The sequence below is a fragment of the Kaistella yananensis genome, assembly GCF_026107505.2.
Lineage (GTDB): Bacteria > Bacteroidota > Bacteroidia > Flavobacteriales > Weeksellaceae > Kaistella > Kaistella yananensis.
The window spans coordinates 43,039-67,768 of sequence record NZ_JAPCHZ010000005.1; the positions used below are offsets into that span (position 1 = coordinate 43,039).

The window sequence follows — 24,730 nt, forward strand, 5'->3', positions numbered from 1 at the left end:
CCGGTTTTTCCGATTGTATAATCGTCTGCTATAAATTACTCTACGATAATCTTAGCCGACTGGGTTTTTGTGGTAATAAAATATACCCCTTTCGCGAGCGACTGCACATTTACTTTTTCGTTGTTTCCTACGTTTTCGAATGATTTCAGCAACTGCCCGGTAACAGAATAAATCTTTAGCGTTTCTTTTTTATCAATTCCGTTGATAAAGAATTCACCGTTTCTTACAGGATTAGGATATACTGTTAGTTTTTGGTTGATCAGTGCCGTATCGTTTGCCGACATTGGTGCATAACAGGTCCAGGCAAGGTTATCAAAAGAAACGCGGTTGCTGGTGGTTTCATCAATCAGTTCAATGGTAAAATCTCCGCTTACATTAATGTTTTCAATGGTTATCGTTGCAGCATTTTTTGAGTAAGGAATCTGTCCTTTTACCACTCCATTGATTTTCAAAGTATAATTCCCGTTGGAATCACTGAACGGAAGAAACGTTTTCACCGTTAAAGTGCCTATTCCACCTGAAATCAGAGAAGATTTTAATGATCCCTTTCTCAAACAGATTGCTCTGCTTGTACCGTCAATATAGATCTGAGCATCAGTTCTTGCCTTGGTTGCGGTCCATACAATTCCTTTATTCGACCAGGTTCTGTCATCATAAGATGAAGATACCGCAGGAATGTTTTCGAAATCCTCAGTTCCGCAGGAAGTTCCTTCTCCGGTACTGGCGGGCTGTGTAGTTGCTTGTACCGCTGCACTGTTACCTGAAACGTTTCCTGAATTGTCTTTAGCCACAATATGGAAAGTGTAGGCTGTAGAAGGATTGAGTCCTGAAACTGTAGCTGAAGTACCGAATACATTTGCTTTAAGCGCGCCGTTCATATATACGTCATAGCTGCTCACCGATACGTTATCTGTAGATGCAGACCAGGTGAGTGAAACCGTAGAAGAAGTCGTTGCCGTTACTGCAAGATTCATTGGAATACTTGGTGCTTCGGTATCTCCGGCTGTTCCGCCACTGAAAGTATCGGGCCAGTTGTTCTGTGCTGCAGGTCCGCCCCAGATTACAGTGGCCAGGTAAGGATTGTCGATGAAGGGGTTTCTGTTTTTCTGGGTTTGAGCAACCACGTTATTTCTCTGGATTTCAAATGCGGATACAGGATCTTCAACATTCCATTTCAGGAGAATATCCGGAAAGTCCTGCGAATACGTATTGGGCGTCATGGTAATATTCAAAGGCAGACATCTGGTGTTGTATCTTACGTACATATACATCAGGATTCTGGCAACATCGCCTTTCCATTCTTCTCCGGGATACCAGCCACCACGGCTCGTTTTATAGGCTGTTGCGCCGGTACCGTCATCAAAAAGAAGGCTTCCTCTAGTACTGTTCAACGTATTGTCTGCAGGACGCAGGTGATGTCCGTCGGCTCCTGGACCTGAAGTTCCTAAATTCGGTGTTCCTTTAGATTTGGCGTACACGTGTTCACGGTTCCAGGTTCCGCCTACAGGCCGGCTTCTCTGGTGGGTTCCTGATGCCTGTGATCCGTAGATTAACAGGAGGTTTCCCGGCTTATCAGGATCTGCGTCACTTGTTTTCATGAGGGTCTGCAGCTCACTGTAAGAAATCACTTTGGTATGCGTCGCTGTGATTAAAGAGGCCAGTTCGCTTTTCAGACCATTGCCGGTTTTGTTGAAATTCACCCCTGCATAGTAGCTGGGTGCGCTTTGCGCATAAAGTAAGAACGAAAAAATACTTACTAAAAAAGATAATCTTAGTTTCATAATCAGTTGATATTTTTGATTTTTAAAATTGCGATGATTTGCTGTTCGTCACGAAGAATTAAGTTTTCGTCCAGCAAAGTGAGCGGAAACTGATTTTCAGCTTCCAGGAAGACTTCAGAGCCGAAAACATAGAGTATGGCTTGGGCCGGATTTTCCAAAGAATGCGCTTCTACAGCGACAGGAATCCCGTTTTCTAATTTTTCCTGAGGGAATTTAAATCCATGCATTCCTTCAAGCTGTTCAGGATTAAATACCAAAACTTTCCTCCAAAGTGCCGGATGGTCTTTGCCTCCTCCTACAAAAACTCGGTTTTCAGTGTGGTCGATGGCAATGACGTACAGTGGCACCTTCTTTCCGCCGACATTGATGCCTTTTCGCTGGCCCAGTTTATAATGTTCCGTTCCCGAATGATCCCCTACAAGAAAGCCATCGAATAAGGAATAATGAGGCACCTGTGATTCCCAACGGAGTTCCTCTTCCTTTGATGGGAAAAGTGGTTTTTTTCTGCGATAAAGCGGAGAATGTTCGGGAATTTCGACAAGCTGTCCTTTTGTACTCATTATTTTCTGCACAGTAAAAATGCTGGTGCTCAGTTCCCGATAAAGGGGCAGCTAATCTACTGATTAAAAACGAACTGGCAAGTGATGGAAATCATTATTATATATTTTTTTAATCCGGTAAAAAAAACAATTAACCGCTTTCAACACAACCTATTTATTTTCAAAGACATACATTAAAGAGACAGTAAACTTCTTTATTATGAATAATATCACAGGAGCCTCATCTCCAGATTTTTGAGCATCAAAACCGACAGATTCCAATACAGTAAATCAACAAAAAAGCCTCCTTAAGGAAGCTTTTTACGATATATTTTAAAAATAGTTAAAGAACACCTGTTCTTACCATGCACTCCCGCATTTTATGGTAGGTTCTTTCAATATCATGATCCAGACCGATAGAAAAACGGATTAAGCCCGGCGAAAGTCCCATTTCCTTCTGTTCATCTTCCGGAATTTCCGAAGAAGTGGAAGTACCTGAGGCAGAAAACAGGGTTTTGTAAAAGCCCAAGCTTACCGCAAGATAGCCCAGGTTTTCATGCTGCATCATCTCCATGAGTTCATTGGCTTTCTCCACGGTTTTCACGTCTAGCGCAATAAGGCCCCCATAGCCGTACTCCGGATGCATCATCCCGGTAAAAAGTTCATGTTGAGGGTGGCTTTTCAGGCCCGGATATTTTACATTGAGGCCGTCTTTTTCCCACCGTTCTGCCAGATACTGGGCATTTTCACTGTGTTTTTTCATACGCAGATGAAGCGTTCTGAGGTTTTTCAGAATACTTGCTGCCCGCAGACTGTCCATGGTAGGTCCCAAAAGCATGCATGCCCCATTGTTTACATTCTTGAGGTCATTGATGAATGCTGAACTGGCGCATACCACTCCACCCACGGCATCACTGCTGCCATTGATGAATTTGGTAAGGCTGTGTATGGTGACATCAGCACCCAAAAACTTCGGTGAAACGGTAAGCGGAGAAAAGGTATTATCAACTACCAACTTCAGGTCATGCTTTTTTGCCAGTTCAGAAAGGCCTTTCAGATCGGCGATTTCAAGAAGTGGATTGCTCACGGTTTCACAGTAAAGCAATTTTGTATGTTCATTGATGGCGTCTTCTACTTTTGCCAGATCAGTGATGTCAACAAAAGAAGTGTCGATCTTTAAGCCCGGCAGAAAATTTTTCATAAAAGCATAAGTCCCGCCGTAAATTGTTCTGCTCGATACAATATGGTCGCCGGATTTGCAGAGCTGCAACAATACTGATGTAATCGCACCCATTCCGGAGGCGGTAACGTTGGCGTTTTCTGTTCCTTCCATCTTTGCAAGAGCTTCGGAAAGGTAAAGGTTGCTGGGCGAAGAGTGCCGTGAATAAAGATAACAGCCTTCTGCATTGCCTTCGAAAGTATCGAACATGGTTTTTGCGGAAAGGAAAGTATAGGTAGAACTGTCGGAAATTGAAGGATTTACGCCTCCAAATTCCCCGAAATACTGAAGGTCCTGAATGCTGTTTGCTGCATCGAATTGTTCCATGATAATGATTATTTAAGTTCTTTAAAATTCCCGGTTTTCCAATTATAAAACAAGGATTTAATTATTCAACCGAAAATAAAGTGTACAATTACACATTTCATAGATTTTAATTCTATATTTGAGTACAGAATATTACAAGCACCAATTATTTTTCCGATGAACCTCGATAAAAAAGACCGCCAGCTTCTACTTTTACTTCAGGAAGACTCCAAAAGAACCACCAAAAGTCTGGCTGCCGACCTCGAGCTGTCCGTTACGGCTGTTTTCGAGCGCATAAAAAAACTCGAAAAACTGAAAATCATCGAAAAATATGTGGCTTTGGTTGACCGAAAACTTATTCAGAAAGATTTCTTAGTTCTTTGCCATGTAAAACTAAGCCAGCATAAGAAAGAATACATCACCCAGTTCGAAAGAGAAATTACCCAGTTTCCCGAAGTTCAGGAATGCTTTCACGTCAGCGGGGATTACGATTACATCCTTAAAATCACGGTGCGCGACATTCAGGAATACCGGGATTTCATGGTGACGAAACTCACGAATCTTCAGCATATCGCCAGTACCCAAAGTTCATTTATGATTAAGGAAGTGAAAAGCACTACCGCGGTAAATATGGAATAATTAAAGTGTTCTCAACTGTTCGGATACCATCTGCGTTTCAGCCAAAAGGCCACATTCACCAGAGCAATAAGCGCAGGAACTTCCACCAATGGACCGATGACACCCGCAAAAGCCTGTCCGGAATTGATGCCGTATACCCCAATCGCCACCGCGATGGCCAGTTCAAAATTATTGCCTGCCGCGGTAAACGAAATCGCGGCGTTCTTCGAATAGTCCGCTCCAAGTTTTTTGCCCAGAAAGAAACTCACAAGAAACATCAGGACGAAGTAAATAACCAAAGGAAGCGCAATCCTCAGCACATCAAAGGGAATCTGCACAATCATTTCGCCTTTAAGGCTGAACATCAGCACAATGGTGAAAAGCAGCGCAATTAAAGTGATGGGTGAAACTTTCGGGACGAAAACCGTATTGTACCATTCTTCACCTTTTGCTTTCAGCAGAAAATACCGCGTGAAGAATCCCAAAACGAAAGGAATTCCCAGGTAAATGGCCACACTTTCGGCAATCTGCACGATCGTGATATCCACCTCAGAGCCGGTGATGCCGAACAGCGGAGGTAAAACCGTAATGAAAAGAAAAGCATAGATGCTGTAGAAAATCACCTGAAAAATACTGTTGATCGCTACCAGTCCGGCGGCGTACTCGCGGTTACCCTCGGCCAGTTCGTTCCAGACCATCACCATGGCAATGCAGCGTGCCAGACCGATCAGGATAAGGCCGGTCATGTACTCAGGTTTGTCGTGAAGGAAGATGATGGCCAGAGTAAACATCAAAACAGGTCCTATCACCCAGTTCAGCAGCAGTGAAGTGCCCAGGATTTTTGTATTCTGAAAAACTTTGGGCAACTCCCGGTACCGCACTTTCGTAAACGGCGGATACATCATTAAAATCAGGCCGATGGCCAAAGGAATATTGGTTGTGCCGTAAGAAAATGAATTGACGACCTTGGAAGAACCCGGATAAAAATAACCGATTCCCACTCCCAGAAACATAGCGAGAAATATCCAGAGCGTCAGGTTTCGGTCGAGGAAAGAAAGTTTCTTTCTCTCGTGCGGTGCGCAGTTGTTTGCAGACATTAGCGGGAATTTTTTAAGGTTTCAGTAACGGATCTCATCACTTCATACATTTCCGCTGCGATTTCCAGACTTCGTTCAAGATAGACACGGTTCATTTCCTGGGTTCCGTCGCTGGATTTGGGATCTTCGAATTTTACTGCCACCCGTTTTTCTGCGCCGGCGATGAACGGACAACCCTCGTCGGCATTGGAACAGGTCATCACCGCGGCAAAACCGGAGCCAGGATTAAAGGCATCATCAAACTTTTTGGAGAAGCAGATAACGGGATGCGCATTTTCTGCATATTTTACCGCATACACCGGATTCCCGTTATCGGAAAGTTTCTGAATATGAAAGCCCTGTTTCTGAAGCGTTTCCGCTACTTTGGTAAACATTGCTGTCGCTTCAGTTCCGCCGGAATAGCAATACACATTTCTAATATTAAAATATTCAGCCATCACCTGTGCCCAGATCTGGGAAAGGTGACTTCTGCGGGAATTGTGGGTGCAGATGAAGTTTAGATTGATTCTTTCTCCGACATCAGCTTTTTTCTGAATGAACTCAGCGAGAGGCTGAAGGATTTCCTTTCTTTCAGGTGACACCGGAATGCTTGCAATTAAATCGATGGTTTCTTTTAAGTTTCTGAACATGGTTTTATTTTTTATACGGTTCTCAGGCTCTTTATATTCTCTAAAGGGAGTTTAAACCTTAGCAGCAGCCTGCTCCGGGAGTACAGCCTGCAACCTGAAGTTCAGATAACTGTACTTTCGGTTTGTTCTGGGGAATTCCACAGCCATCCTGAGCAAGACAGGTTGTTGTTTTTGTGGTAAGAATGAATGCTGTTCCATTGAAATCGAGACCGAACTTGCCGATGGTAGACTGCTGGTATTCCACTTCAATTTCCACATCTTCCAGGCCCAGTTTTTCTTCGGAAAGGGCAATGATTTTTCTGAGTTTTTCGGCTTCCAGACGGTGATCGTTATCAGTTGAAAACCACAGTTGGAAATTAATAGCCTTTTCATCCCGAACGACGCCGCCACAGTCGATAAATCTTTTGTTAATCTGGCCGATTTCGGTAACATGGAAATGGTCGGGAACCTGCTGGCCGTTTTCTAATACAAAATGCAGTTCCTGAAGGTTGGTAAGAATTTTCTTGATTTCTGAAAGTTTCATAATTCTTTGATGTTATGGTGATGAGTTTAACACTTGTTGTTTTCTAGCGTATCGATCTTGTGGAAAATATGACTGATGAATGTATCAAATTTCTTAATCGTTTCTTTATTGATACAGTAGTTGATGGCTTTCCCGTCGATACTTCCCTGTATAATTCCGGCATTTTTCAGTTCCCTGAGATGTTGCGATACCGTAGGCTGTGCGAGCGGCAAAACATCCACAATATCATTGCAGATACAGGTGTTGGTCGTGAGCAGATATTCAATAATGGCAATTCTCGCAGGATGAGCCATGGCTTTCAGTAGTACAGCCATCTCGTTCTGTTCATCAGTAAAATGTTCTGTTTTAGTGAGTCCCATAATGATTGAATTATTTGATCGCGTTTTAATATTGCAATATTACGATAAATATAAATACCATCATACATTTTTTTAAAAACTTTAAATATGACTCTTCAGTAAATATTTACATTCAAACAAGATTACCGTTCATATCCGTCTATAAATAAGTTGAAAAAATAATTTACATCACACATGAAATTTCGTAACTTTAATATATAAATAAAACATAACAAAGACAATCCTGTGTTTTACTGATCTTTTCTTTACAGGGTTCAAATTCTAGGGAATACGCGAGGTTGGAAATTACTCAATCACTAAAAACACAAGTTGTGAGAACGATTATTGTACCTCCGCTTTCTGAAATCCTTCCAGAAACGCTGCACGTTTAGCCCTGAACCTTGCGATAGGCCTGAAAGCAGATCTGCACCTCTGCCATGCGTATAATATACCTGTTGAAAGCCCGATGATGAGCGAAGTTCTATGTACATTACCGGAGATTCCCTATACAAAGAAAGACGCTGAAAGCCTTTAAGATGCCGGCGGAAGAACGGTAAAATTGCTGAGAAGTGCCGATGAATATCAGATTTCTGACCTTCCGAAGGGCAACTATCTGTTAAAAATTAACAGCAGCGAAAGTCCGAAGATTACAAAACTGATGAAGCTGTAAACTGATGCCACGAAAAGGATAAAGCTCATCCGAAATCTTAACACTGCAAAACCTTCTTCAAAACCATTTAAAGGAGGTTTGTTCTGTACAGTCCATCACGTTCCTTTGGTGATGGACTAAGCGTATTTCCACAGATTGCCCTTTCTCCTATCGTGTTTCAGTCTGCAAGTGCATAAAGTTCATCATTTACCAGGAGCGAATAACAGCTAAACAGCTGATTACCAATATCACTGATTTGCACAACATTTTGTCCCTCATTTGTCCCCCTCTCGTTTTTGGTGCATTCGATCACTGATGTTACTTTTAGCGACAAATTTTTTAAACCATTATTATGAAAAAACGATTATCAGTTTTCCTGTTGATTATGCTGGGAATTTTCAGTTATTCACAGGTAATTTTCAAAGAAACGTTCGACGGAATCAGCGGATCTGCCACCGGCGGTCCGGGTACCTATAACTTCCCTCCGGGCTGGCTGCTCCGGAACGTCGATAATAAAACTCCCTTCAGCCAGGTTGGCTATGTGAATGAGGCGTGGGAAAGAAGGGAAGATTTTCAGACCAACGTGATTGATTCCGTAGCGTTCAGTACCTCGTACTACGAACCGGCAGGACAGGCAGACGACTGGATGTGGACCCCAAAAATCACGGTACCCGATACCGGTGCCGATGTAGTCTTAAAGTGGAATGCCAAAGCCTATGATCCAGCATATGCGGATGGATATGAGGTGAGAATTATGGTGGATCCTACAGAGCCTACCGGCGGACCTGGAGTGATGGGCAATCAGCTCACCTCATCGGTTCAGCTCTTTAACATTGCGGCAGAAAACAGCAGCTGGACTGAAAGAAGTGTGAGCCTGAACAGTTACAGAAACAAAACCTTCAGAATTGCCTTCCGCAATAATTCCACCGATAAATTTATTCTTGTCATTGATGATGTTGAAGTGTCTGCTCTGAACAATACTGACGCTGCCATTACTGCGGTAAAGAATTACGAATATACCCAATACCCACTTTCTCATTCTGCCGCAGGCCTCCCTTTAAATGCCACGATTAAAAACATGGGATCGGCAACGCTTACCGGTGCCCGCATCAGAGCCAGTCTGATTAACGAAACGGACCAGGTTATCGCTACAGTGCTGTCAGTGGCCATGACGCTGAATCCGCAACAGGAATCTTCACCGGATTTTCCGGCGATGCCGGTGCTGGCGAAGGGAAAATACCGGATCCGTTACGAAGTGGCTCTGGCTTCTCCGGACCAAAACCCTACGAACAACATGAAGCAATCCCTGGAATTGCAAATTACAGAATCTACCATGGCTCGCGACAGCGGTGTTCCTGCAGGCACTTTGGGAATTGGTGCCAATACGCAGGGGTATCTGGGGCAGGCCTTCACAACCAAAGTAACGTCTGTGGCTACAGGAGCCACGGTGAGTTTCGGTGAAAGTGCAGAAGCTGCCACCTACCGTCTGGCTTTATGGAATGTGGATCCTGCCACGGGCAAACCACTGACCATTATCGCAGAAACGGCGACCCAGACCAAAGGTACCGCAGCTTTGACCACTACCCTTTCTTTTGCAGGCGCACCGGTAGTTCTAGCGCCGGGCACCTATGTGCTTACCGCGGTAGAACTTGATGCCATACTTACCGTTGGCATGACCAACGATATCTTCACGCCGGGAACTACTTTCGTGAACTGGCCGGGTAATCCTTTAGGCGTCTGGGCACACAATGAGGATTTTGGAAGCAATTTTGCTAAATCGTACGCCTTAAGACTCGAAGTACAGCAGGATCCTACGTTGGGAACCTCCGCGGCAGATCTCTCCAAACTGATCAACATTTATCCGAACCCGGTAACTGATGTTCTTAAGATCGCTTCAAAAGAGAAAGTACTGAATCTTCAGGTCTACGCTGCAGACGGCAAAGTGGTGAAGGTAAAATCTAACCCATCACTCGATCACCTGGATGTGACTCAGCTTCCTGCAGGGATGTATGTGCTTAAACTCACCACCGCGAAAGGTGAACAGCAGGTGAAATTCATTAAGAAATAAGTGTTCTTTAAAATGATCAAAGGTTACCATTCCGGTAACCTTTTTCTGTGGAGGAAATTTTAAAACTGCCGGGATAATTTTCACACGGTCAGTAAAGATTTTCCGGTCCTGAAATCCTGATCAGACTTCAAAAGCCCGGCGACGCCCATATATAAAGTATTCAATCACAGCAGAATAATAGTGAAAAATAAATTTGTCCCCCATTTGTCCCCCCTGCTTTTTTGTCAGAATGCATGCATTCACTTTATTTTGCCGTCGGTTATTCTGCAAGGTGACAAAAGAATGACCGGTGAGATTAACCTAAAAAAAATCCGTCCTCAAATAATCAGATAACTATTAAACAATGAACAATGAGAAAACTTTATCTTAAATTACTACTCTCTGTTTTTCTGTTCTGTGCACAGATGAATTTCGCACAGTCATTTTCACAGAATTTCGATGACATCACCACGCTTTCAGCAAGCGGTTGGGTGATGCAGAACAACAGTTCGCCGGTGGGATCGCTCAGCTGGTTTCAGGGCACCTCCACCACCGCGACTCCAACGCCCGGGCCTTTTAACTCATTTAATGGCGCAGCAAACTCCTACATTGCAGTCAACTTCAACAGTACGGGGAGTACAGGGACCATTAGCAACTGGCTCATGACTCCAAACCGAACCTTAAGAAATGGTGATGTATTTACTTTTTATACCCGGAAACCAACTATAGGAGGTGGACAGACCGATTATCCGGACCGTCTGGAAGTCCGTATGAGCACCAATGGCGCAAGCACCAATGTAGGCGCGGGTGCCACGGCTGTTGGTGATTTCACCACCGTGCTTCTCAGCATCAATCCCACATTGGTGGCGAATGTTTACCCTCAGGTCTGGACTAAGTTTACGATTACCGTTTCAGGACTCCCTGCACCAACATCCGGACGGATTGCCTTCCGCTATTTTGTAACAGGTGCCGGAAGTTTAGGCACCAATTCAGATTATATCGGGATTGATCAGGTGGATTACACCCCGTATGTATGCCAGGCATTTGCCATGACCCCTTCCGGATCACTGGCCAATGCGCAGGCAGGGGTTGCCTACACTGCACAGCTTACGCAGACCGGTGCGCTTGGAGCACCGAATTTTATGGTGACCTCAGGGGCGCTTCCGCCGGGATTATCGCTCTCAGCAGCAGGAACAATCTCCGGAACCCCTACCGCTACAGGAACCTTCAATTTCACTGTGACCGTCAATGATGCGAGCGGATGTTCTGGATCGGCGAGCTATTCTATAACTTCGCTCTGCCGAAGCAACGTCGCCACACTTTCCGATTTCCCGGTTCTTTGTACCAATAGTGCAATTTATACCCTGTCCGAAGGTTTTCCTGCAGGAGGAACATACAGCGGAACCGGCGTAACCGGTGGCCAGTTTGATCCTGCCGTAGGAACCCAGGCCATCACCTACACCTATACAGACCCTTACGGCTGCACGTATAGCATAAGTAAAACAATCGTTGTAAATCCAGCAATAACCATCACAGCACAGCCTACAGGAAGCACCTTATGTTCAGGAGGCAGCACGCAGATTTTCGCTGCCGCCAGCAATGCTACAGGATATCAGTGGCAGGTGGATAGCGGCGCTGGATTTACGGACATCACCAACAGTGGTATCTACTCGGGTGCCTCCACTTCTACCCTTACCATCACCGGTGCACCGGCGTCCCTTAATGGCAGCAAATACCGTATGGTAGCCACAGGTCTCTGTGAGCCAGCCATCTCCAACAGCGCAGTACTTATCGTGAAATCCGCGCCGGCTATTACCGCGCAGCCTGGGGCAAAAACAGTCTGTGCAGGTGCGGCTACAACATTCTCCGCTACTGTAGTAAATGCTACAGGCTATCAGTGGCAGGTAGATCAGGGTGCAGGATTTACAAATATCAGCAACGGAGGAATCTATTCCGGAGTGACGTCCGCGAGTCTGAATATTACGGGCGTTACCACTTCAATGAACGGATATGTATACCGGTTAATCGCAACAGGAACATGTACGCCAGCAGCAGCTACCACTACTGCGGTACTCACGGTAAATTCTACCTCCGCTCCTACGGGACAGGCGACACAGAGTTTTAATGCCGGTGATGCGCTTAGTGCATTGACGGTTAACGGAAGCAATATCAAATGGTACGCTTCAGCAGTGGATGCGGCACTGCATCAGAATGAACTTCCGGCCCAGACCCTTATTGTAAACAACACCACCTACTATGCGACGCAGACGGTAAGCGGATGCGAGTCTACATCCTCATTAGCGGTTCTTGCGTATAATGTGTCTTTGGGTACTGAGCAGGCAGCCGGTCACCTTAAAATTCAGATATACCCAAATCCCGCACGCGAAACCGTTGCCTTCACGGGAAATGCGAAAATAAGCCGCGTGGTGATTTTCTCGGCCGATGCAAGAAAAGCAGCTGAAAAAACACTGAACGCCGACCGCAAAATAAATATTCAGGATCTTACCCAGGGAATCTACCTGCTTCAGATCTTTACCGATGAGGGACTCCAAACGGTGAAGCTGATTAAAAAATAGATATTTCAGTTCATTATTAATGTAAAGCCACTGCATTGCTGCAGTGGCTTTTTGTATCGATTAACCCTATTTTTTTAGGTCTGAAAATGGCTCCGCCAAACCGATCAGAATCCCTTCCGGTCCGCGGATATAACAGAGTTTATAGGAATTCTCATACCTCACCACTTCTCCCATCATCACTGCCCCGTGCGAATAAAGCCGCGCCAGCGTTCCCTCCAGATCTGCAACAGCAAACATCACGCGCAGATAGCCTAAAGCATTCACAGGCGCCTTTCGGTGATCGGAAGCGATTGGGGGAGAGATAAATCTTGAAAGTTCAAGGCGGCTGTGCCCGTCCGGAGTAACCATCATGGCAATTTCTACGGCCTGGTCCCCGAGACCCGTTACACGGCCGCCCACTCTCCTTTAATCATCGTTTTTCCCTCCAGCGTCATGCCCAGTTCCTGAAAAAATGCAATGGCATCATCCAGAGCTTCCACCACGATTCCCGTATTGTCCATTCGGACTACATCCTGTGCGTTCATGTTTACTATTCTTAAAGTGAAACAGTTTCATATTCATCTGCTACCGTGTTCCTTCATCGTTGCCTGTGGATTGATAATACAGTATTACCGCTCCGCTGTGCAGCGCTTTGGTTTTAATAAGCCTGAACAGATGGCGGTCCTTCAGGTCTTCAAATAAAAGTCTTCCGCTGCCGGCAATAACCGGATGTACACAGAGCTGCAGCTCATCGATCAGATGAAGCTGCAGAAACCGGATGATTAAACCCGGGCTGCCGATAAGAATATCACGTCCGGACTGCTGTTTTAAATCAACTGCAAGCACTTCCGGAGGTTCAGTGGCAAGGGTAGCGGTCTCCCAGCCGGTTTGTTTGAGGTGGCGCGAGAAAACAACCTTCCGGATCCGGTCGATGGCATGCGCGAAATCATCCTGTTCTCTGATCCCTGTCGGATGAGTCAGCACGGTCTGCCAGTACTGCATGAGTTCATACGTTTTTCTTCCGTAGAGCATCACGTCTGCGCTGTAAAGAAGATCGATGTAATGCTGATGAAGTTCTTCATCAGGCAGACCCGCGGTATGGTCCACCACCCCGTCTATCGTTATATTCACCGCCGCAATCAGTTTTCTCACAGGTTATTTTTTAAATGGATCAGTTCCGTTATTACAGGTGCGCTCACCCCGCGGTGACTCAAATTTCATCTTTTCTAAGGTCACTTCTACCCACCAATGTTTACGCTAAGTTACAAAAACCTCTGGATCCAATCCGTCAAAAACGTTGATTTCCAGATCAGCATGCCGCCGGAAGGTCAAAAAAGCATCCTAAGATTTAGAAACCAAACCACTGATTAACTGATGATTATAGCACCCAGCAGCATTTGTCCCCCATTTGTCACCCTATAGCCTATACGCTGCAGGAGATAAATCCCTTTATTTTGCGGTGGTCTTAATTCTGAAAATTCATTTAAACTGATTACTTAGTATGAGCAATCCAACTGAGACCCCTACTAAGAATGCTCTCATTCATTACCGGATTGAAAAGATAATAACCTAAATAGATATTATGATAAAGTGTTTACTTAGTGCTGCCGTTTTAGCAGCATCCTTCACTTTTGCCCAAACCTATACCAATGGAGGTTTGAGCACAGGAGCTACCTCAAAAAGTGGTGTTGCCGCTCCTGCAGGCTATACCTTGTCTGAACTTGAAAACAATACAGGAAACACTACAGAAGCTAACACCACCTTTGGGTTGGGTGGTATGTACAGTTCTGCTACCACAAGCTATTTTCTTGCAGACGATTTTACCGTTCCAGCAAATACCCAATGGAATATTACCCGTATCGATTTTTTTGCGTACCAGACTTATTATACCGGAACTGCTTCTCCTTTCAATACCGTAAGAGTTAATATATTCAGTTCAGACCCTTCTGTCACAGGTGCAGTAAGTGTTTTTGGAGACGATACGACGAATCGGTTTATTTCGAGTGGATGCTAATATGTACAGAACCGGTCACAGTACAATTCCGGTTGCTTCAACTCCCCCAACGAACCGAAAAATATGGAAGGTTACAGCCTATACTCCAGTTAGTTTACCATCCGGAACCTATTGGATTAAGTATCAGTTACAGAATGCTGTTACCGCTAATGCCGGCTTTTTACCTCCGGTAACCATTGAAGGAACAAGAGGGTTATCCGACTTCAATGCCAAGCAATACGATGCCATCGATGGAATATGGACTTCAATTATTGACTTAGGAAATCCTTCCACGGCACCGGATTATCCTCTGGATATGCCATTTGTCATCACCTTCACCACGGGTAATCTGGGGACCGATGCCGTGATGCAGTATGATAACAGAATTAAAGTTTACCCTAATCCGGTAAAAGACCATTTCAGAATCAGCAATCCGGGAAAACGGGCGATCAGCTCAGTAGAAGTATTAGATGCCGGCGGAAGAACGGTAAAAGTGCTGAGAAGTGCCGATGAATATCAGATTTCTGACCTTCCGAAGGGCAACTATCTGTTAAAAATTAATAGCAGCGAAAGTCCGAAGATTACAAAACTGATGAAGCTGTAAACTGATGCCACGAAAAGGATAAAGCTCATCCGAAATCTTAACATTGCAAAACCTTCTTCAAAACCATTTAAAGGAGGTTTGTTCTGTACAGTCCATCACGTTCCTTTGGGGATGGACTAAGCGTATTTCCAGAGATTGCCCTTTCTCCTATCGTGTTTCAGTCTGCAAGTGCATAAAGTTCATCATTTACCAGGAGCGAATAACAGCTAAACAGCTGATTACCAATATCACTGATTTGCACAACATTTTGTCCCTCATTTGTCCCCCTCTCGTTTTTGGTGTATTCGATCAATGATGTTACTTTTAGCGACAAATTTTTTAAACCATTATTATGAAGAAACGATTATCAGTTTTCCTGTTGATTATGCTGGGAATTTTCAGTTATTCACAGGTAATTTTCAAAGAAACTTTCGACGGGATCAACGGATCTACCACCGGCGGTGCGGGCACCTATAAATTCCCTCCGGGCTGGCTGCTCAGGAACGTCGATAATAAAACTCCTTCCGGATCTGTGGCGTATGTGAATGAGGCATGGGAAAGACGAGAAGATTTTCAGACCAATGTCATCGATTCCGTAGCATTCAGCACCTCATGGTACAGTCCTTCCGGGCAGGCCGACGACTGGATGTGGACCCCAAAAATCACGGTACCCGATACCGGTGCCGATGTAGTCTTAAAGTGGAATGCCAAAGCCTATGATCCAGCATATGCGGATGGATATGAGGTGAGAATTATGGTGGATCCTACAGAGCCTACCGGCGGACCTGGAGTGATGGGCAATCAACTCACCTCATCGGTACAGCTCTTTAACATTGCGGCAGAAAACAGCAGCTGGACTGAAAGAAGTGTGAGCCTGAACAGTTACAGAAACAAAACCTTCAGAATTGCCTTCCGCAATAATTCCACCGATAAATTTATTCTTGTCATTGATGATGTTGAAGTGTCTGCTCTGAACAATACTGACGCTGCCATTACTGCGGTAAAGAATTACGAATATACCCAATACCCACTTTCTCATTCTGCCGCAGGCCTCCCTTTAAATGCCACGATTAAAAACATGGGATCGACAACGCTTACCGGTGCCCGCATCAGAGCCAGTCTGATTAACGAAACGGACCAGGTTATCGCTACAGTGCTGTCAGTGGCCATGACGCTGAATCCGCAACAGGAATCTTCACCGGATTTTCCGGCGATGCCGATGCTGGCGAAGGGAAAATACCGGATCCGTTACGAAGTGGCTCTGACTTCTCAGGACCAAAACCCTACGAACAACATGAAGCAATCCCTGGAATTCCAAATTACAGAATCTACCATGGCTCGCGACAGCGGTGTTCCTGCAGGCACTTTGGGAATTGGTGCCAATACGCAGGGGTATCTGGGGCAGGCCTTCACAACCAAAGTAACGTCTGTGGCTACAGGAGCCACGGTGAGTTTCGGTGAAAGTGCAGAAGCTGCCACCTACCGTCTGGCTTTATGGAATGTGGATCCTGCCACGGGCAAACCACTGACCATTATCGCAGAAACGGCGACCCAGACCAAAGGTACCGCAGCTTTCACCACTACCCTTTCTTTTGCAGGCGCACCGGTAGTTCTAGCGCCGGGCACCTATGTGCTTACCGCGGTAGAACTTGATGCCATACTTACCGTTGGCATGACCAACGATATCTTCACGCCGGGAACTACTTTCGTGAACTGGCCGGGTAATCCTTTAGGCGTCTGGGCACACAATGAGGATTTTGGAAGCAATTTCGCCAAATCGTACGCCCTAAGACTCGAAGTACAGCAGGACCCTACGTTGGGAACTACCGCGGCGGACCTCACCCAGCTCATCAGCGTCTATCCTAATCCGGTAACCGATGTGCTGAAAATTGCCTCAAAAGAAAAAGTCCTGAATCTTCAGGTATATGCTGCAGACGGTAAACTGATGAGCTTAAAACACAACCGATCACTCGATCAGCTGGAAGTATCCCAGCTTCCGACAGGCATGTATGTGCTTAAAATTATCACCGTAAAAGGTAAACAGCAGGTGAAGTTTATTAAGAAATAACAGCTGCTCTTTTTTAAATAAGCAAAGGTCGCCGGAAGGTGACCTTTTTTACGGGTGTTCGGTTTTCTTTACCGCGGTGATTGACCGCGTCAAATCTTCAGTTTCCGAGCGGAATAGAATGGATTGAAGAATCTGTATTTGGCCGGGAGATTCCTCAAAATTCAGCATTGACCAATGCATTTGGCACTGCCTCCGTCAGTTATAATACCTACCTTTTTCATTTCTACTAATTCCAAACTGTCAACAATTTTAAAATAGTAATCAAGTGTCCGTGTACTATCTGTCTGTGCAAATGTTAGTTTACTTGCCAGCACAAGTAATAAGGTCAATATTTGAAATTTTGGTCATTTACTTTTGTCGTTATGTTTTTACTGTGGCTGTCGTTTACGCTTGCCGCTAACAGTTGGGTATTTCTGTTGGCGGGGATTATGATAATTGGTCTTTGTAAGTATAAGGAAAGAACATTTAGCAAAAATCTTCATGATGTAAACTTCAACCCCGCTAATAATATGTTAGCTGTAGTGCTACTTTTAACGGATTAAAAAGTATATACTTCCAATTATCAATCCTATAATGATAATATAACTTTGAAAAATTCTTAAATTTTCCATAGGATTGTATTCTAATTTTGCCCTCTTCTTTTTTCTTTTTAAGTTTAGATAAAATGGAATAATTAGAATAAGTAATGCTAATGAATATAAATAATCATTCATTTTTCAATTGTATATTTATAGAATTATTTTTCAGTATTAAAAAACAGCCGCTTATTTTAAATGGAATTCCACTAATTATTGTCAAACGAGATAAATTTGAATGAACGAAATCATAAGTAAAATATAAAAGATTTAGAATTAAGCAAATTACAATTATTGTGATAATTCTCGTTTTTAGTTTTTGATTAATAAATATTAAACACAAAAGAATAATCTGAAATATTAAATTTAGAATTGCAAAAGGAATTAATTTTTCGTCATAGTTTCCTATTAAATTTGTATCAGTACCTTTTATGAATTCTGAAAAAAAACTATATATTCAAAAAGTATTATTGGTCCAAATCCGTGCCCCGTTCCAATTAAAATTAATGCATTGAAAATTAAAGTCAAAATTGATAATAAATTAATTATTTTCATTGAAGCGTTGAGTTGGTGAAGCATTACAGCTAACGGAAAAAGTATTGGCGAAGGACGGGCTACTTTGCTGACAATTTCAAAGGAAGACCGAACCTGAGCAAAATGCTTTTTCAGATTTCTAAATTACGGAAAATAGAAATATGAAAAAGCATTTTTGCGGATATTGTTAACTGAATCCTCAAAGACAATATTCACCCCGTCTTTTGCCAATACACTGTTAGCTACAGTTTTTTTAATGTCCCTTTCATAAAATCAAAAATTTCTCTAAAATTATCCTTTGTTTTATTTTCAATTTCAAGATTTTTCTCTTTTATAAACAATTCTTGTATACCTCTATTTAAAAGAGTCTTGTTTAGTTTAGATTCGCCATAAATTTCTGTTATAATTTTTTGTTGATCTGTAACTTCAATTAATTTTTCCATTTCAAATTTTTCCCAATATTTATTCACATCTTTTAAAGTGAAAATTAAATCTTTTACAATATCACCGAAGGTTTCAATATATCGATTTTTTTGCTTATTTCCTTCTGCGTCATCATCTAGTAAAATGATGAATTTTGAACCCCAACCTAAATATAAACTTATTAAAGTTTCTAAATTACTAGCACTAGTACCCGGAATAATAGATACTTTCTCTTTAATATTTAAAATATTCTTGAAGTAATTTAGAGTGTAAAAATCATTTTTCCCTTCTGTAAAAACAACTTTTGGAACTAATTCCAAATTGGATGGTTTATAATCTAATACCTCTAAAATAGGTTGGAAATAACTACTTTGATTTGGATGTTTAACTGCAAAATCTCGATACCGACTTATCTTAATATTTGTATTTTTTGAATTATACTGCTCCTCATTTTCGTAATCTATTGCTTCATTTTTTATTACAAATGTACTTTCTAACCATTTTGGATTAATTAGATATTGACTATGAGTTGTATAGATTACCTTAGGAAGTTTTTCAAAACTTTTTAATAATTCTGATTGTGCAGAAGGATGTAGATTAGATGCGGGCTCGTCAAAAAGAAAAAATGCATTTTTGTTTTCTTTACGATAAGAACGAAATTGTGTAAATAAAATGTAAACAAAAAACCATCTAAATCCTAAAGATCTTTCAGAAATTCTATATGTATCAACATCATCTTTAATATTAAACTCAATAAATGTGCCTTCATCATCTAAGCCCGTAAAAAGGACAACTTCATTTTTTGAAAGTTCTTTATTAAAAATTTGATTCCATTTTTTAAATATTACATCAGTCAATTTTTTCTGTAATTTTCCTAATAAACTATTTAAATTTCTTTTATCATTTGCGTCATCTGATTTGATTCTGGCAATTAAATGGTCTGCTATGTTCAAATCATTTTCTAGAGAATCTAAAGTATCTTGAATAATTTTCTGATAAAAAAGATGTTTTTCGTCCAAAACATCTTCATCGAGATAAATTTTTTCAGGAAATTCAAATAAAAAATTTGGAAAATACAATATACTTGGTAAGTGTTTCTTAATATATCTGCTTGCAATTAATGCGCTTTCATTATCTAAAGGTCTATCTTTCTTTGCATTTTTTTTTCTTCCGTGAATTGTGTACGACCACAAACTTTCATCTTTGGATTTTATGTGTTTAGAATTTTCAAAATAGTAATTCTGCGTGTAAGAAAACACACTATCTATTTTGGATATTTTAAAACCATTTTTTTCAAACTCTTTTTTTATTTCTTTAATATGTGTTTCATCAACTTCAACTCCTGCTTTAATGGAAATTATGTCATTAAAGTTGTCTCGCTTATTAATAGGAATTAAACTATGAATATCTTCAACTTTAAACTCCTTTAAATCAAGAACTTCTAATTTTTCAGGTTTATGTTTGAAAAAATTTATTGCTTCTAAGATTGTAGTTTTACCACTTTCATTTAATCCCACTAAAGTAAAAATGTTGCTATCTGGTATTTTTGATAAGTCTAACTTTTCATCTTCAATACCTTTAAAATTCTTGAATTGAAAATATGTAAATTTCATATTATAACTGTCTTTATAAAATTGTAGCTAACTCTCAAATATACGAAAGTTTTTAAACCGACAACAAACACTTGATTTATTATAAAGTATTGTCCATGAAATATTTATTTGTTTGTAAATACTTGTCCTCGGTGCTTTTCTCCATCTTAGATTCTGCTGAACTGCGTCGATCAACTTTGACAAATTGAATCACTTCTCCTCCTCCTCCTCTCTTTCCGTGTCCGCCTTAATGCATTTCTTTATATATTCCTGAGGCGGCATGTCGTAGATCTTGGAAAAATGCCTGGAAAAGGTAGAACGTGAACCCATACCGCACTTGCTTGCCAGGCCATCATTGTTGTACTTCAGGTATTCCGGATTTTCAGAAAGTTGCTTCGCAATATAACGGATGCGCAGGTCATTGAGGTAGGTCCGGAAATTCACCCCTTTGCTGATATTGATAAAGGCAGAAAGATATTGTGTGTTGGTCCGTAACCGGTCAGCCAGTATTTTTTCAGTCAGTCCTGCCTCCAGGTACTGTTGTCGGTCTTCAAATTGCTGCATTTTTTCGTGCATCCTGTCGTAAATTTCTTGTGGCAGCGTAAACTTTCCGGTTCTCCGTTCTATCACTGCGGACAAAGTTCCACCGGAAAGCGCGGATGGTGCAAGCATCAGCTGAAATCTTTTTTCTGTTTCCTTTTCCAGATAGTAATGGTAAAAGAAGAGGGCCAGCAAAATCAGGCTCAGTATCAGCCCAATGGTCATCATTCTTTTGCTCTCGGTTAACCTCCCCTTTTCGTATTTAAAACCTTCAGCATTCAGTACGGAAGAAAGGTATATCGCATCCGCCGAAATTTGGTTCTCTATTTTGCGGTGGACCTCGGAATAGTACACGGCATCATTCATGTGATTTCGGTGTTGGGCATCGTGCATCAGGAGCTTGTAATTTTCACAGAGTTCCGGAAATATAAACTGTTGGCGTTCGTACACCGAATCCACTTTTCTAAAAAGATCCATGGCCGTTTGATGCAGCCCCAGCTGAAGCCGGTTTTTACCCAGATAAAAATAAATAACACAAGCCCAGGCAAAATCCCTGTTTCTTTCAATTTCAGGAAGTGCCTTACCGAGTTCTTCCATGCTTTGCGTATAATTCCCTTTCCGAATTCTGAGATGCCCCGGAACTGATGGAAGTAACTTCTTACCAGTTTAAAATCCCGATGGTCTGGCACTCCTCTTTCTCCAATACTGATGAGGCTGTCGGCCTTTGCATCATTATTCAGACGCTGGTGGCAAAAGACCATCTGTCTTATACTGTTATAATAGCCCTTCCTCATATTATGCAGCAAATTGGGATGAGATTTTTTCTCCATTTCCCGCATAAAATACGCCGCACCAAATTCAAAATGACGGATGGCATCAGCGTGATCTCCCAAATAACTTTTTACCACCCCAAGATGGTACCCGGTCTTATGAATCAGATAAAGATCGTCCGTCTTTTCGGCGTAACTCATTGCTTTTAAGTATTCCTGCAGCGCGGGACGGTATCTTTTATAATTAAAATAATACACAATTCCTTTCCCCAGATAGGCGGTCGAAATCAGATCATTCTTGCAGCTAAGATGTGCCGCCGTTATGGCGCTGTCTGCGTACCGGAGTTTAAGATCTTCCGACGGGGTATAATGGAGCGCATCATGGTAGGCCTTAGTCAGTTGGGCAGCATTATTTTCCTTTTTAGCAAGGGCAATAAGAACTCTGATCTGAGGCAACGCAGCCGAATCGTTAATCTGAATATGCGCATACGTTCTGATGATCCGCTCATAAGGAGCCTGACTGCCCTTTTGCGCTGCCAGGAGTTCCGCAAAAAACAGCAATACCAATATCAACAGTCTGAGCGTCTGCATGATCCGTCATTTTATCAATTCTTATTCTCTCAAAATTAACACTTTTTCAGACACGAAACACTGAAATTGAAGTCATTGAACAACACCATCTCTCAGATCTTCCGTATCTGTCATGAATAAAGGAATGGTGCTGTATTTTTTGTGGTGCCGATTTATAAATCACTTCATTTTTTTGATCTTCAGTGATTCTTTTTTTTCTTAAAATGTACAAACTGCTCACCGGACGGTGACGCAGGTCACTGAGCATAGTCGAAATGTAACGGTTTATAAATCAGCACTCCTTTCTCTTTTTTCTTTCAAAATACCCTTCTAATCTAGCTTTGGAATTAAAGAACAGCTATTCAGTTCCACTGATATCATCAATCTAAGAATGAGTAAAAAAGACCCGCATAATGAAAAATCTGATAAAAATATGGCCCCTTGGTATAAGCCTCTTCTTCGCGGTCCTCTTTTCCTATGCAGCAATGAGTAAAGCCACCGGTTTCAAGAACTTCCGGGACCAGCTCGAACAGTCACCGGGACTCCAGGGATACGGAGAACCTCTGGCTTACGGAGTTATCGCATTGCAGACGGTCTCCGTCATCCTGCTCTGTTACCGCCCGCTCCGGTTTTGGGGCTTATGGATAACTTTCGGGACGCTGGCCGTCTTTGCAGGATATATCGGGGGAATCCTCCTCTACAGTAAAAACCCTCCCTGCACCTGCATCGGGCTGTTAGAAAAGATGACGTGGAAAGATAATTTAGTTTTAAATATAGGATTAATGATCACTGCCCTCACTGGCATTATGACAATGAAGGCAGGAAGATCAAAATAAAAAAAATGAAAAGCGTGCACGCATTTCAGAGTAGAATGTCCTGGGCATTCAGTGAACTTTGCAAACAGTGAATTCCTGTCTGCATCACGAAACGCAGAACGGTTGACGAACCGCAATGCGTCGAAGACGACCGTCTGCTTAGAAGGCAGACTACCCGACTTAATTTTAAACTTAAAGTTTTTAAGGTAATCTTTTTCAGTAAAAAGACCACAAAATGAAAAATATAACATTTATAAAAACCAACATGATGTTGGCAGCAGCCCTGCTGACCGCAGGGGTTATCATGTCGTACAAAGTGGCAGAGGAAAAAGCAGCAGAAACTGTTTATTACTACAACAGTAATGATGTTTCTGAAGGAGCATTCGCTACCGTAGGCAATTGGAGCAGTTCTATCAGCCCTTCATGTCTCACCTCAGGTAACAGACCATGTAAAATGGTGGTTCCTGACGGCACTTCCTTAAGTGATCAGATTGGAGGTAAAACCAATGACGAGGTTTTGGATATTCATCCGGATGAGAGACGTCCGTAATGAGAAACCTAAAGAGGAAGCTGACCGGATTGGTCAGCTTCTTTTGTTGTAGGATATGGGATTATCTTGGATTCTGAGGAATCCCTGCAATTTCTACAATCTCCTCCGGAAGGGCAATAGCATACCTCTGATCATTGGGTGGCAGCACAAATTGCTTTCCGTTTACCGTTCTCGTCAGGGTAATATTTGCACCGTCACGGTTGTACCTTTTCAGGTCAGCCCATCGCAGGCCCCGGATGAGCAGTTCCTTTCTTCTTTCCGCAAGAACAATGGCCAGTGCCTCTTCTTTATTCGCAGCGGTAAAAGGGATATAGGTCCCCGTTTTCCAGCGGGTAACGAGCAGTTGATTCAGATGGCTCATCGCTTCCGAAACCTGATTAAGCCTCGCATAGCACTCTGCTGCCATCAGGTAAAGTTCATCTACCGCAACACCTGTGGACGAACCGTTTTCATTATTATAATATCCTTTGAACAGAATCTGATTACTTGCGTCGGAGGTAAAATATACCGTCCTGCGCAAATCATTTACAGCATACGAACTGTAAATATTCTGAGGAATTTTTGCAGGGATAAGATGATATTCATAACTCATTCCCGACCAGAAAGTGATTTCTTTGTTGAGATTAGCAATCGGATACTCGGCGTTTGGGTTAACCGTATTAAAATCCATAAGTCCCGGCTGTAACAGTAAAGCCTGTTTGGAATGAAACAGTGCCTTATCGTAATTCCCCATAAAAAGATAAGTACGGGCCAGCAGACCATGCACCGCCGTCTTCGACATTCTGGTTTTCGATAGCTGCTGATCAGGAAGCAGCGGAAGTGCAGCGTGCAGATCACTCAGGATCTGGTCATAAGTCTGCTGCACTGTCGACCTCACCGAAGGCGTATTCATATCAGGGTCCAGTCTTAAAGGCAAGCCTAACTCACCTGATGCAGAACTTTGGCGGTAGGCGGGGCACCAGATTTGGGAGGCATCCAGATACCGCGCTGCTCTTAAAGCCAAAGCCTGCCCTTTTACCTGATCCGCTTTTGCGCCGGTGAGATGGTAGGTCTCAAGGTTGTGCAGAACGGAATTACTGATGTAGATAGCCCGGTAACATCTCGACCAGGCATTTCCGGCAGATGAAGGCCTTGTGACATGATCAGGCATCCACGTATAGAGCCGTTTATCCTGCTCATAATATAATCCGTCATAATCTGCATCCGTCATATAGAAATCGTCTGAACTGGTTTCGCCAACGCTCGCAAAGTCCACATTCATAAATCCGAACTGGTCAATAAGTGCCTGATTGTCTTCCACTGTTGCAGGGGTAGCAAGTTTCAGGTCCGATTTTTCGCTCAGTAATTCCCTGCAGGAGACAGCGAGCAGCAGCAGGACTACGGCAAGTGTGAATAGTGACATTTTTTTCATAATAA

23 protein-coding genes are annotated in these 24,730 nt (G+C 42.7%); 9 read left to right on the forward strand and 14 right to left on the reverse strand.

Going from position 1 to position 24,730, the window contains the following annotated elements; genetic code table 11:
- Positions 1–35 precede the first annotated feature (35 nt).
- From OK344_RS09440 to OK344_RS09450, 3 genes are all read right to left on the reverse strand, one after another.
- Positions 36–1,781 (reverse strand): endonuclease, encoded by a 1,746-nt coding sequence (locus OK344_RS09440; protein ID WP_265144553.1) that lies wholly within the window; start codon positions 1,779–1,781, stop codon positions 36–38.
- 2 nt (positions 1,782–1,783) lie between these two features.
- On the reverse strand, positions 1,784–2,341 hold the full coding sequence (locus tag OK344_RS09445; RefSeq protein ID WP_265144554.1) for a tRNA methyl transferase PRC-barrel domain-containing protein: 558 nt from the start codon (positions 2,339–2,341) through the stop codon (positions 1,784–1,786).
- 322 nt (positions 2,342–2,663) lie between these two features.
- Positions 2,664–3,866 (reverse strand): aminotransferase class I/II-fold pyridoxal phosphate-dependent enzyme, encoded by a 1,203-nt coding sequence (locus OK344_RS09450; RefSeq protein WP_265144555.1) that lies wholly within the window; start codon positions 3,864–3,866, stop codon positions 2,664–2,666.
- Between the two features lie 156 nt (positions 3,867–4,022).
- Between OK344_RS09450 and OK344_RS09455 the strand changes: the two genes are divergently transcribed.
- Positions 4,023–4,484 carry an Lrp/AsnC family transcriptional regulator gene (locus OK344_RS09455; protein WP_265144556.1) on the forward strand — a complete coding sequence of 154 codons (462 nt, stop codon included), beginning with the start codon at positions 4,023–4,025 and terminating at the stop codon, positions 4,482–4,484.
- An 11-nt stretch (positions 4,485–4,495) separates the two neighbouring features.
- Here OK344_RS09455 and arsB read toward each other — a convergent pair whose 3' ends face one another.
- From arsB to OK344_RS09475, 4 genes are read right to left on the reverse strand one after another with little or no spacing between them, the layout of a single operon-like run.
- Positions 4,496–5,560 carry an ACR3 family arsenite efflux transporter gene (gene arsB, locus OK344_RS09460; protein ID WP_265144557.1) on the reverse strand — a complete coding sequence of 355 codons (1,065 nt, stop codon included), beginning with the start codon at positions 5,558–5,560 and terminating at the stop codon, positions 4,496–4,498.
- Positions 5,560–6,189, reverse strand: coding sequence for an arsenate-mycothiol transferase ArsC (locus OK344_RS09465; protein WP_265144558.1), 630 nt, complete (start codon positions 6,187–6,189; stop codon positions 5,560–5,562). Before OK344_RS09465 ends, arsB begins: the two co-directional genes overlap by 1 nt.
- Before the next feature lie 58 nt (positions 6,190–6,247).
- A complete protein-coding gene (locus OK344_RS09470; protein ID WP_265144559.1) occupies positions 6,248–6,712 on the reverse strand; it encodes a DUF6428 family protein in 465 nt (154 codons plus the stop codon).
- A gap of 26 nt (positions 6,713–6,738) precedes the next feature.
- Positions 6,739–7,071: an ArsR/SmtB family transcription factor gene (locus OK344_RS09475; RefSeq protein ID WP_265144560.1), complete on the reverse strand. Its 333-nt coding sequence runs from the start codon at positions 7,069–7,071 to the stop codon at positions 6,739–6,741.
- A 538-nt stretch (positions 7,072–7,609) separates the two neighbouring features.
- On the opposite strand from OK344_RS09475, the gene OK344_RS13490 reads away from it, so the two are divergent.
- From OK344_RS13490 to OK344_RS09485, 3 genes are all read left to right on the forward strand, one after another.
- On the forward strand, positions 7,610–7,720 hold the full coding sequence (locus tag OK344_RS13490) for a T9SS type A sorting domain-containing protein (RefSeq protein WP_507161291.1): 111 nt from the start codon (positions 7,610–7,612) through the stop codon (positions 7,718–7,720).
- 331 nt (positions 7,721–8,051) lie between these two features.
- The gene (locus OK344_RS09480) at positions 8,052–9,767 is read left to right on the forward strand and encodes a T9SS-dependent choice-of-anchor J family protein (RefSeq protein WP_265144561.1); all 1,716 of its coding nucleotides are present in this window, start codon (positions 8,052–8,054) and stop codon (positions 9,765–9,767) included.
- Positions 9,768–10,117: 350 nt separating this feature from the next.
- Positions 10,118–12,322, forward strand: coding sequence for a T9SS-dependent choice-of-anchor J family protein (locus OK344_RS09485; RefSeq protein WP_265144562.1), 2,205 nt, complete (start codon positions 10,118–10,120; stop codon positions 12,320–12,322).
- A gap of 66 nt (positions 12,323–12,388) precedes the next feature.
- Here OK344_RS09485 and OK344_RS09490 read toward each other — a convergent pair whose 3' ends face one another.
- The 3 genes from OK344_RS09490 to OK344_RS09500 are packed head-to-tail and all read right to left on the reverse strand — an operon-like array spanning position 12,389 to position 13,453.
- Positions 12,389–12,721, reverse strand: coding sequence for a VOC family protein (locus OK344_RS09490; protein ID WP_265144563.1), 333 nt, complete (start codon positions 12,719–12,721; stop codon positions 12,389–12,391).
- The gene (locus OK344_RS09495; RefSeq protein WP_265144564.1) at positions 12,706–12,846 is read right to left on the reverse strand and encodes a VOC family protein; all 141 of its coding nucleotides are present in this window, start codon (positions 12,844–12,846) and stop codon (positions 12,706–12,708) included. The genes OK344_RS09490 and OK344_RS09495 overlap by 16 nt, the downstream gene beginning before the upstream one ends.
- A gap of 40 nt (positions 12,847–12,886) precedes the next feature.
- Positions 12,887–13,453, reverse strand: coding sequence for a dihydrofolate reductase family protein (locus OK344_RS09500; protein ID WP_265144565.1), 567 nt, complete (start codon positions 13,451–13,453; stop codon positions 12,887–12,889).
- A gap of 430 nt (positions 13,454–13,883) precedes the next feature.
- Between OK344_RS09500 and OK344_RS09505 the strand changes: the two genes are divergently transcribed.
- From OK344_RS09505 to OK344_RS09515, 3 genes are all read left to right on the forward strand, one after another.
- Positions 13,884–14,315: a hypothetical protein gene (locus tag OK344_RS09505; RefSeq protein WP_265144566.1), complete on the forward strand. Its 432-nt coding sequence runs from the start codon at positions 13,884–13,886 to the stop codon at positions 14,313–14,315.
- Positions 14,305–14,898: a T9SS type A sorting domain-containing protein gene (locus OK344_RS09510; protein ID WP_265144567.1), complete on the forward strand. Its 594-nt coding sequence runs from the start codon at positions 14,305–14,307 to the stop codon at positions 14,896–14,898. Before OK344_RS09505 ends, OK344_RS09510 begins: the two co-directional genes overlap by 11 nt.
- A gap of 331 nt (positions 14,899–15,229) precedes the next feature.
- On the forward strand, positions 15,230–16,945 hold the full coding sequence (locus OK344_RS09515) for a T9SS-dependent choice-of-anchor J family protein (protein WP_265144568.1): 1,716 nt from the start codon (positions 15,230–15,232) through the stop codon (positions 16,943–16,945).
- A 1,351-nt stretch (positions 16,946–18,296) separates the two neighbouring features.
- Here the strand turns inward: OK344_RS09515 and OK344_RS09520 are convergent.
- From OK344_RS09520 to OK344_RS09530, 3 genes are all read right to left on the reverse strand, one after another.
- Entirely contained in the window at positions 18,297–20,090 is a 1,794-nt protein-coding gene (locus tag OK344_RS09520) for an AAA family ATPase (protein ID WP_265144569.1), read from the reverse strand.
- 189 nt (positions 20,091–20,279) lie between these two features.
- Positions 20,280–21,002 (reverse strand): helix-turn-helix domain-containing protein, encoded by a 723-nt coding sequence (locus OK344_RS09525; protein ID WP_265144570.1) that lies wholly within the window; start codon positions 21,000–21,002, stop codon positions 20,280–20,282.
- Positions 21,002–21,970 carry a hypothetical protein gene (locus tag OK344_RS09530; protein ID WP_265144571.1) on the reverse strand — a complete coding sequence of 323 codons (969 nt, stop codon included), beginning with the start codon at positions 21,968–21,970 and terminating at the stop codon, positions 21,002–21,004. The genes OK344_RS09525 and OK344_RS09530 overlap by 1 nt, the downstream gene beginning before the upstream one ends.
- 392 nt (positions 21,971–22,362) lie before the next feature.
- Here OK344_RS09530 and OK344_RS09535 point away from each other — a divergent pair, with 392 nt between their 5' ends.
- Together OK344_RS09535 and OK344_RS09540 are read left to right on the forward strand one after the other, a co-directional pair.
- Positions 22,363–22,785 carry a MauE/DoxX family redox-associated membrane protein gene (locus OK344_RS09535; protein ID WP_265144572.1) on the forward strand — a complete coding sequence of 141 codons (423 nt, stop codon included), beginning with the start codon at positions 22,363–22,365 and terminating at the stop codon, positions 22,783–22,785.
- A gap of 214 nt (positions 22,786–22,999) precedes the next feature.
- The gene (locus OK344_RS09540) at positions 23,000–23,314 is read left to right on the forward strand and encodes a hypothetical protein (RefSeq protein WP_265144573.1); all 315 of its coding nucleotides are present in this window, start codon (positions 23,000–23,002) and stop codon (positions 23,312–23,314) included.
- Between the two features lie 61 nt (positions 23,315–23,375).
- Here OK344_RS09540 and OK344_RS09545 read toward each other — a convergent pair whose 3' ends face one another.
- A complete protein-coding gene (locus tag OK344_RS09545) occupies positions 23,376–24,716 on the reverse strand; it encodes a RagB/SusD family nutrient uptake outer membrane protein (RefSeq protein ID WP_265144574.1) in 1,341 nt (446 codons plus the stop codon).
- Between the last annotated feature and the right edge of the window lie 14 nt (positions 24,717–24,730).

Bases quoted from the DNA above. Each gene is read 5' to 3' on its own strand.
- OK344_RS09475 (WP_265144560.1), bottom strand. From the start codon at position 7,071: ATGGGACTCACTAAAACAGAACATTTTACTGATGAACAGAACGAGATG.
- OK344_RS09530 (WP_265144571.1), bottom strand. From the start codon at position 21,970: ATGCAGACGCTCAGACTGTTGATATTGGTATTGCTGTTTTTTGCGGAA.
- OK344_RS09540 (WP_265144573.1), top strand. From the start codon at position 23,000: ATGAAAAATATAACATTTATAAAAACCAACATGATGTTGGCAGCAGCC.
- OK344_RS09455 (WP_265144556.1), top strand. From the start codon at position 4,023: ATGAACCTCGATAAAAAAGACCGCCAGCTTCTACTTTTACTTCAGGAA.
- OK344_RS09535 (WP_265144572.1), top strand. From the start codon at position 22,363: ATGAAAAATCTGATAAAAATATGGCCCCTTGGTATAAGCCTCTTCTTC.
- OK344_RS09480 (WP_265144561.1), top strand. From the start codon at position 8,052: ATGAAAAAACGATTATCAGTTTTCCTGTTGATTATGCTGGGAATTTTC.
- OK344_RS09520 (WP_265144569.1), bottom strand. From the start codon at position 20,090: ATGAAATTTACATATTTTCAATTCAAGAATTTTAAAGGTATTGAAGAT.
- OK344_RS09495 (WP_265144564.1), bottom strand. From the start codon at position 12,846: ATGAACGCACAGGATGTAGTCCGAATGGACAATACGGGAATCGTGGTG.
- OK344_RS09445 (WP_265144554.1), bottom strand. From the start codon at position 2,341: ATGAGTACAAAAGGACAGCTTGTCGAAATTCCCGAACATTCTCCGCTT.
- OK344_RS09515 (WP_265144568.1), top strand. From the start codon at position 15,230: ATGAAGAAACGATTATCAGTTTTCCTGTTGATTATGCTGGGAATTTTC.
- OK344_RS09470 (WP_265144559.1), bottom strand. From the start codon at position 6,712: ATGAAACTTTCAGAAATCAAGAAAATTCTTACCAACCTTCAGGAACTG.
- OK344_RS09525 (WP_265144570.1), bottom strand. From the start codon at position 21,002: ATGCACGATGCCCAACACCGAAATCACATGAATGATGCCGTGTACTAT.
- OK344_RS09440 (WP_265144553.1), bottom strand. From the start codon at position 1,781: ATGAAACTAAGATTATCTTTTTTAGTAAGTATTTTTTCGTTCTTACTT.
- OK344_RS09465 (WP_265144558.1), bottom strand. From the start codon at position 6,189: ATGTTCAGAAACTTAAAAGAAACCATCGATTTAATTGCAAGCATTCCG.
- OK344_RS09505 (WP_265144566.1), top strand. From the start codon at position 13,884: ATGATAAAGTGTTTACTTAGTGCTGCCGTTTTAGCAGCATCCTTCACT.
- OK344_RS09545 (WP_265144574.1), bottom strand. From the start codon at position 24,716: ATGTCACTATTCACACTTGCCGTAGTCCTGCTGCTGCTCGCTGTCTCC.
- arsB (WP_265144557.1), bottom strand. From the start codon at position 5,560: ATGTCTGCAAACAACTGCGCACCGCACGAGAGAAAGAAACTTTCTTTC.
- OK344_RS09485 (WP_265144562.1), top strand. From the start codon at position 10,118: ATGAGAAAACTTTATCTTAAATTACTACTCTCTGTTTTTCTGTTCTGT.
- OK344_RS09450 (WP_265144555.1), bottom strand. From the start codon at position 3,866: ATGGAACAATTCGATGCAGCAAACAGCATTCAGGACCTTCAGTATTTC.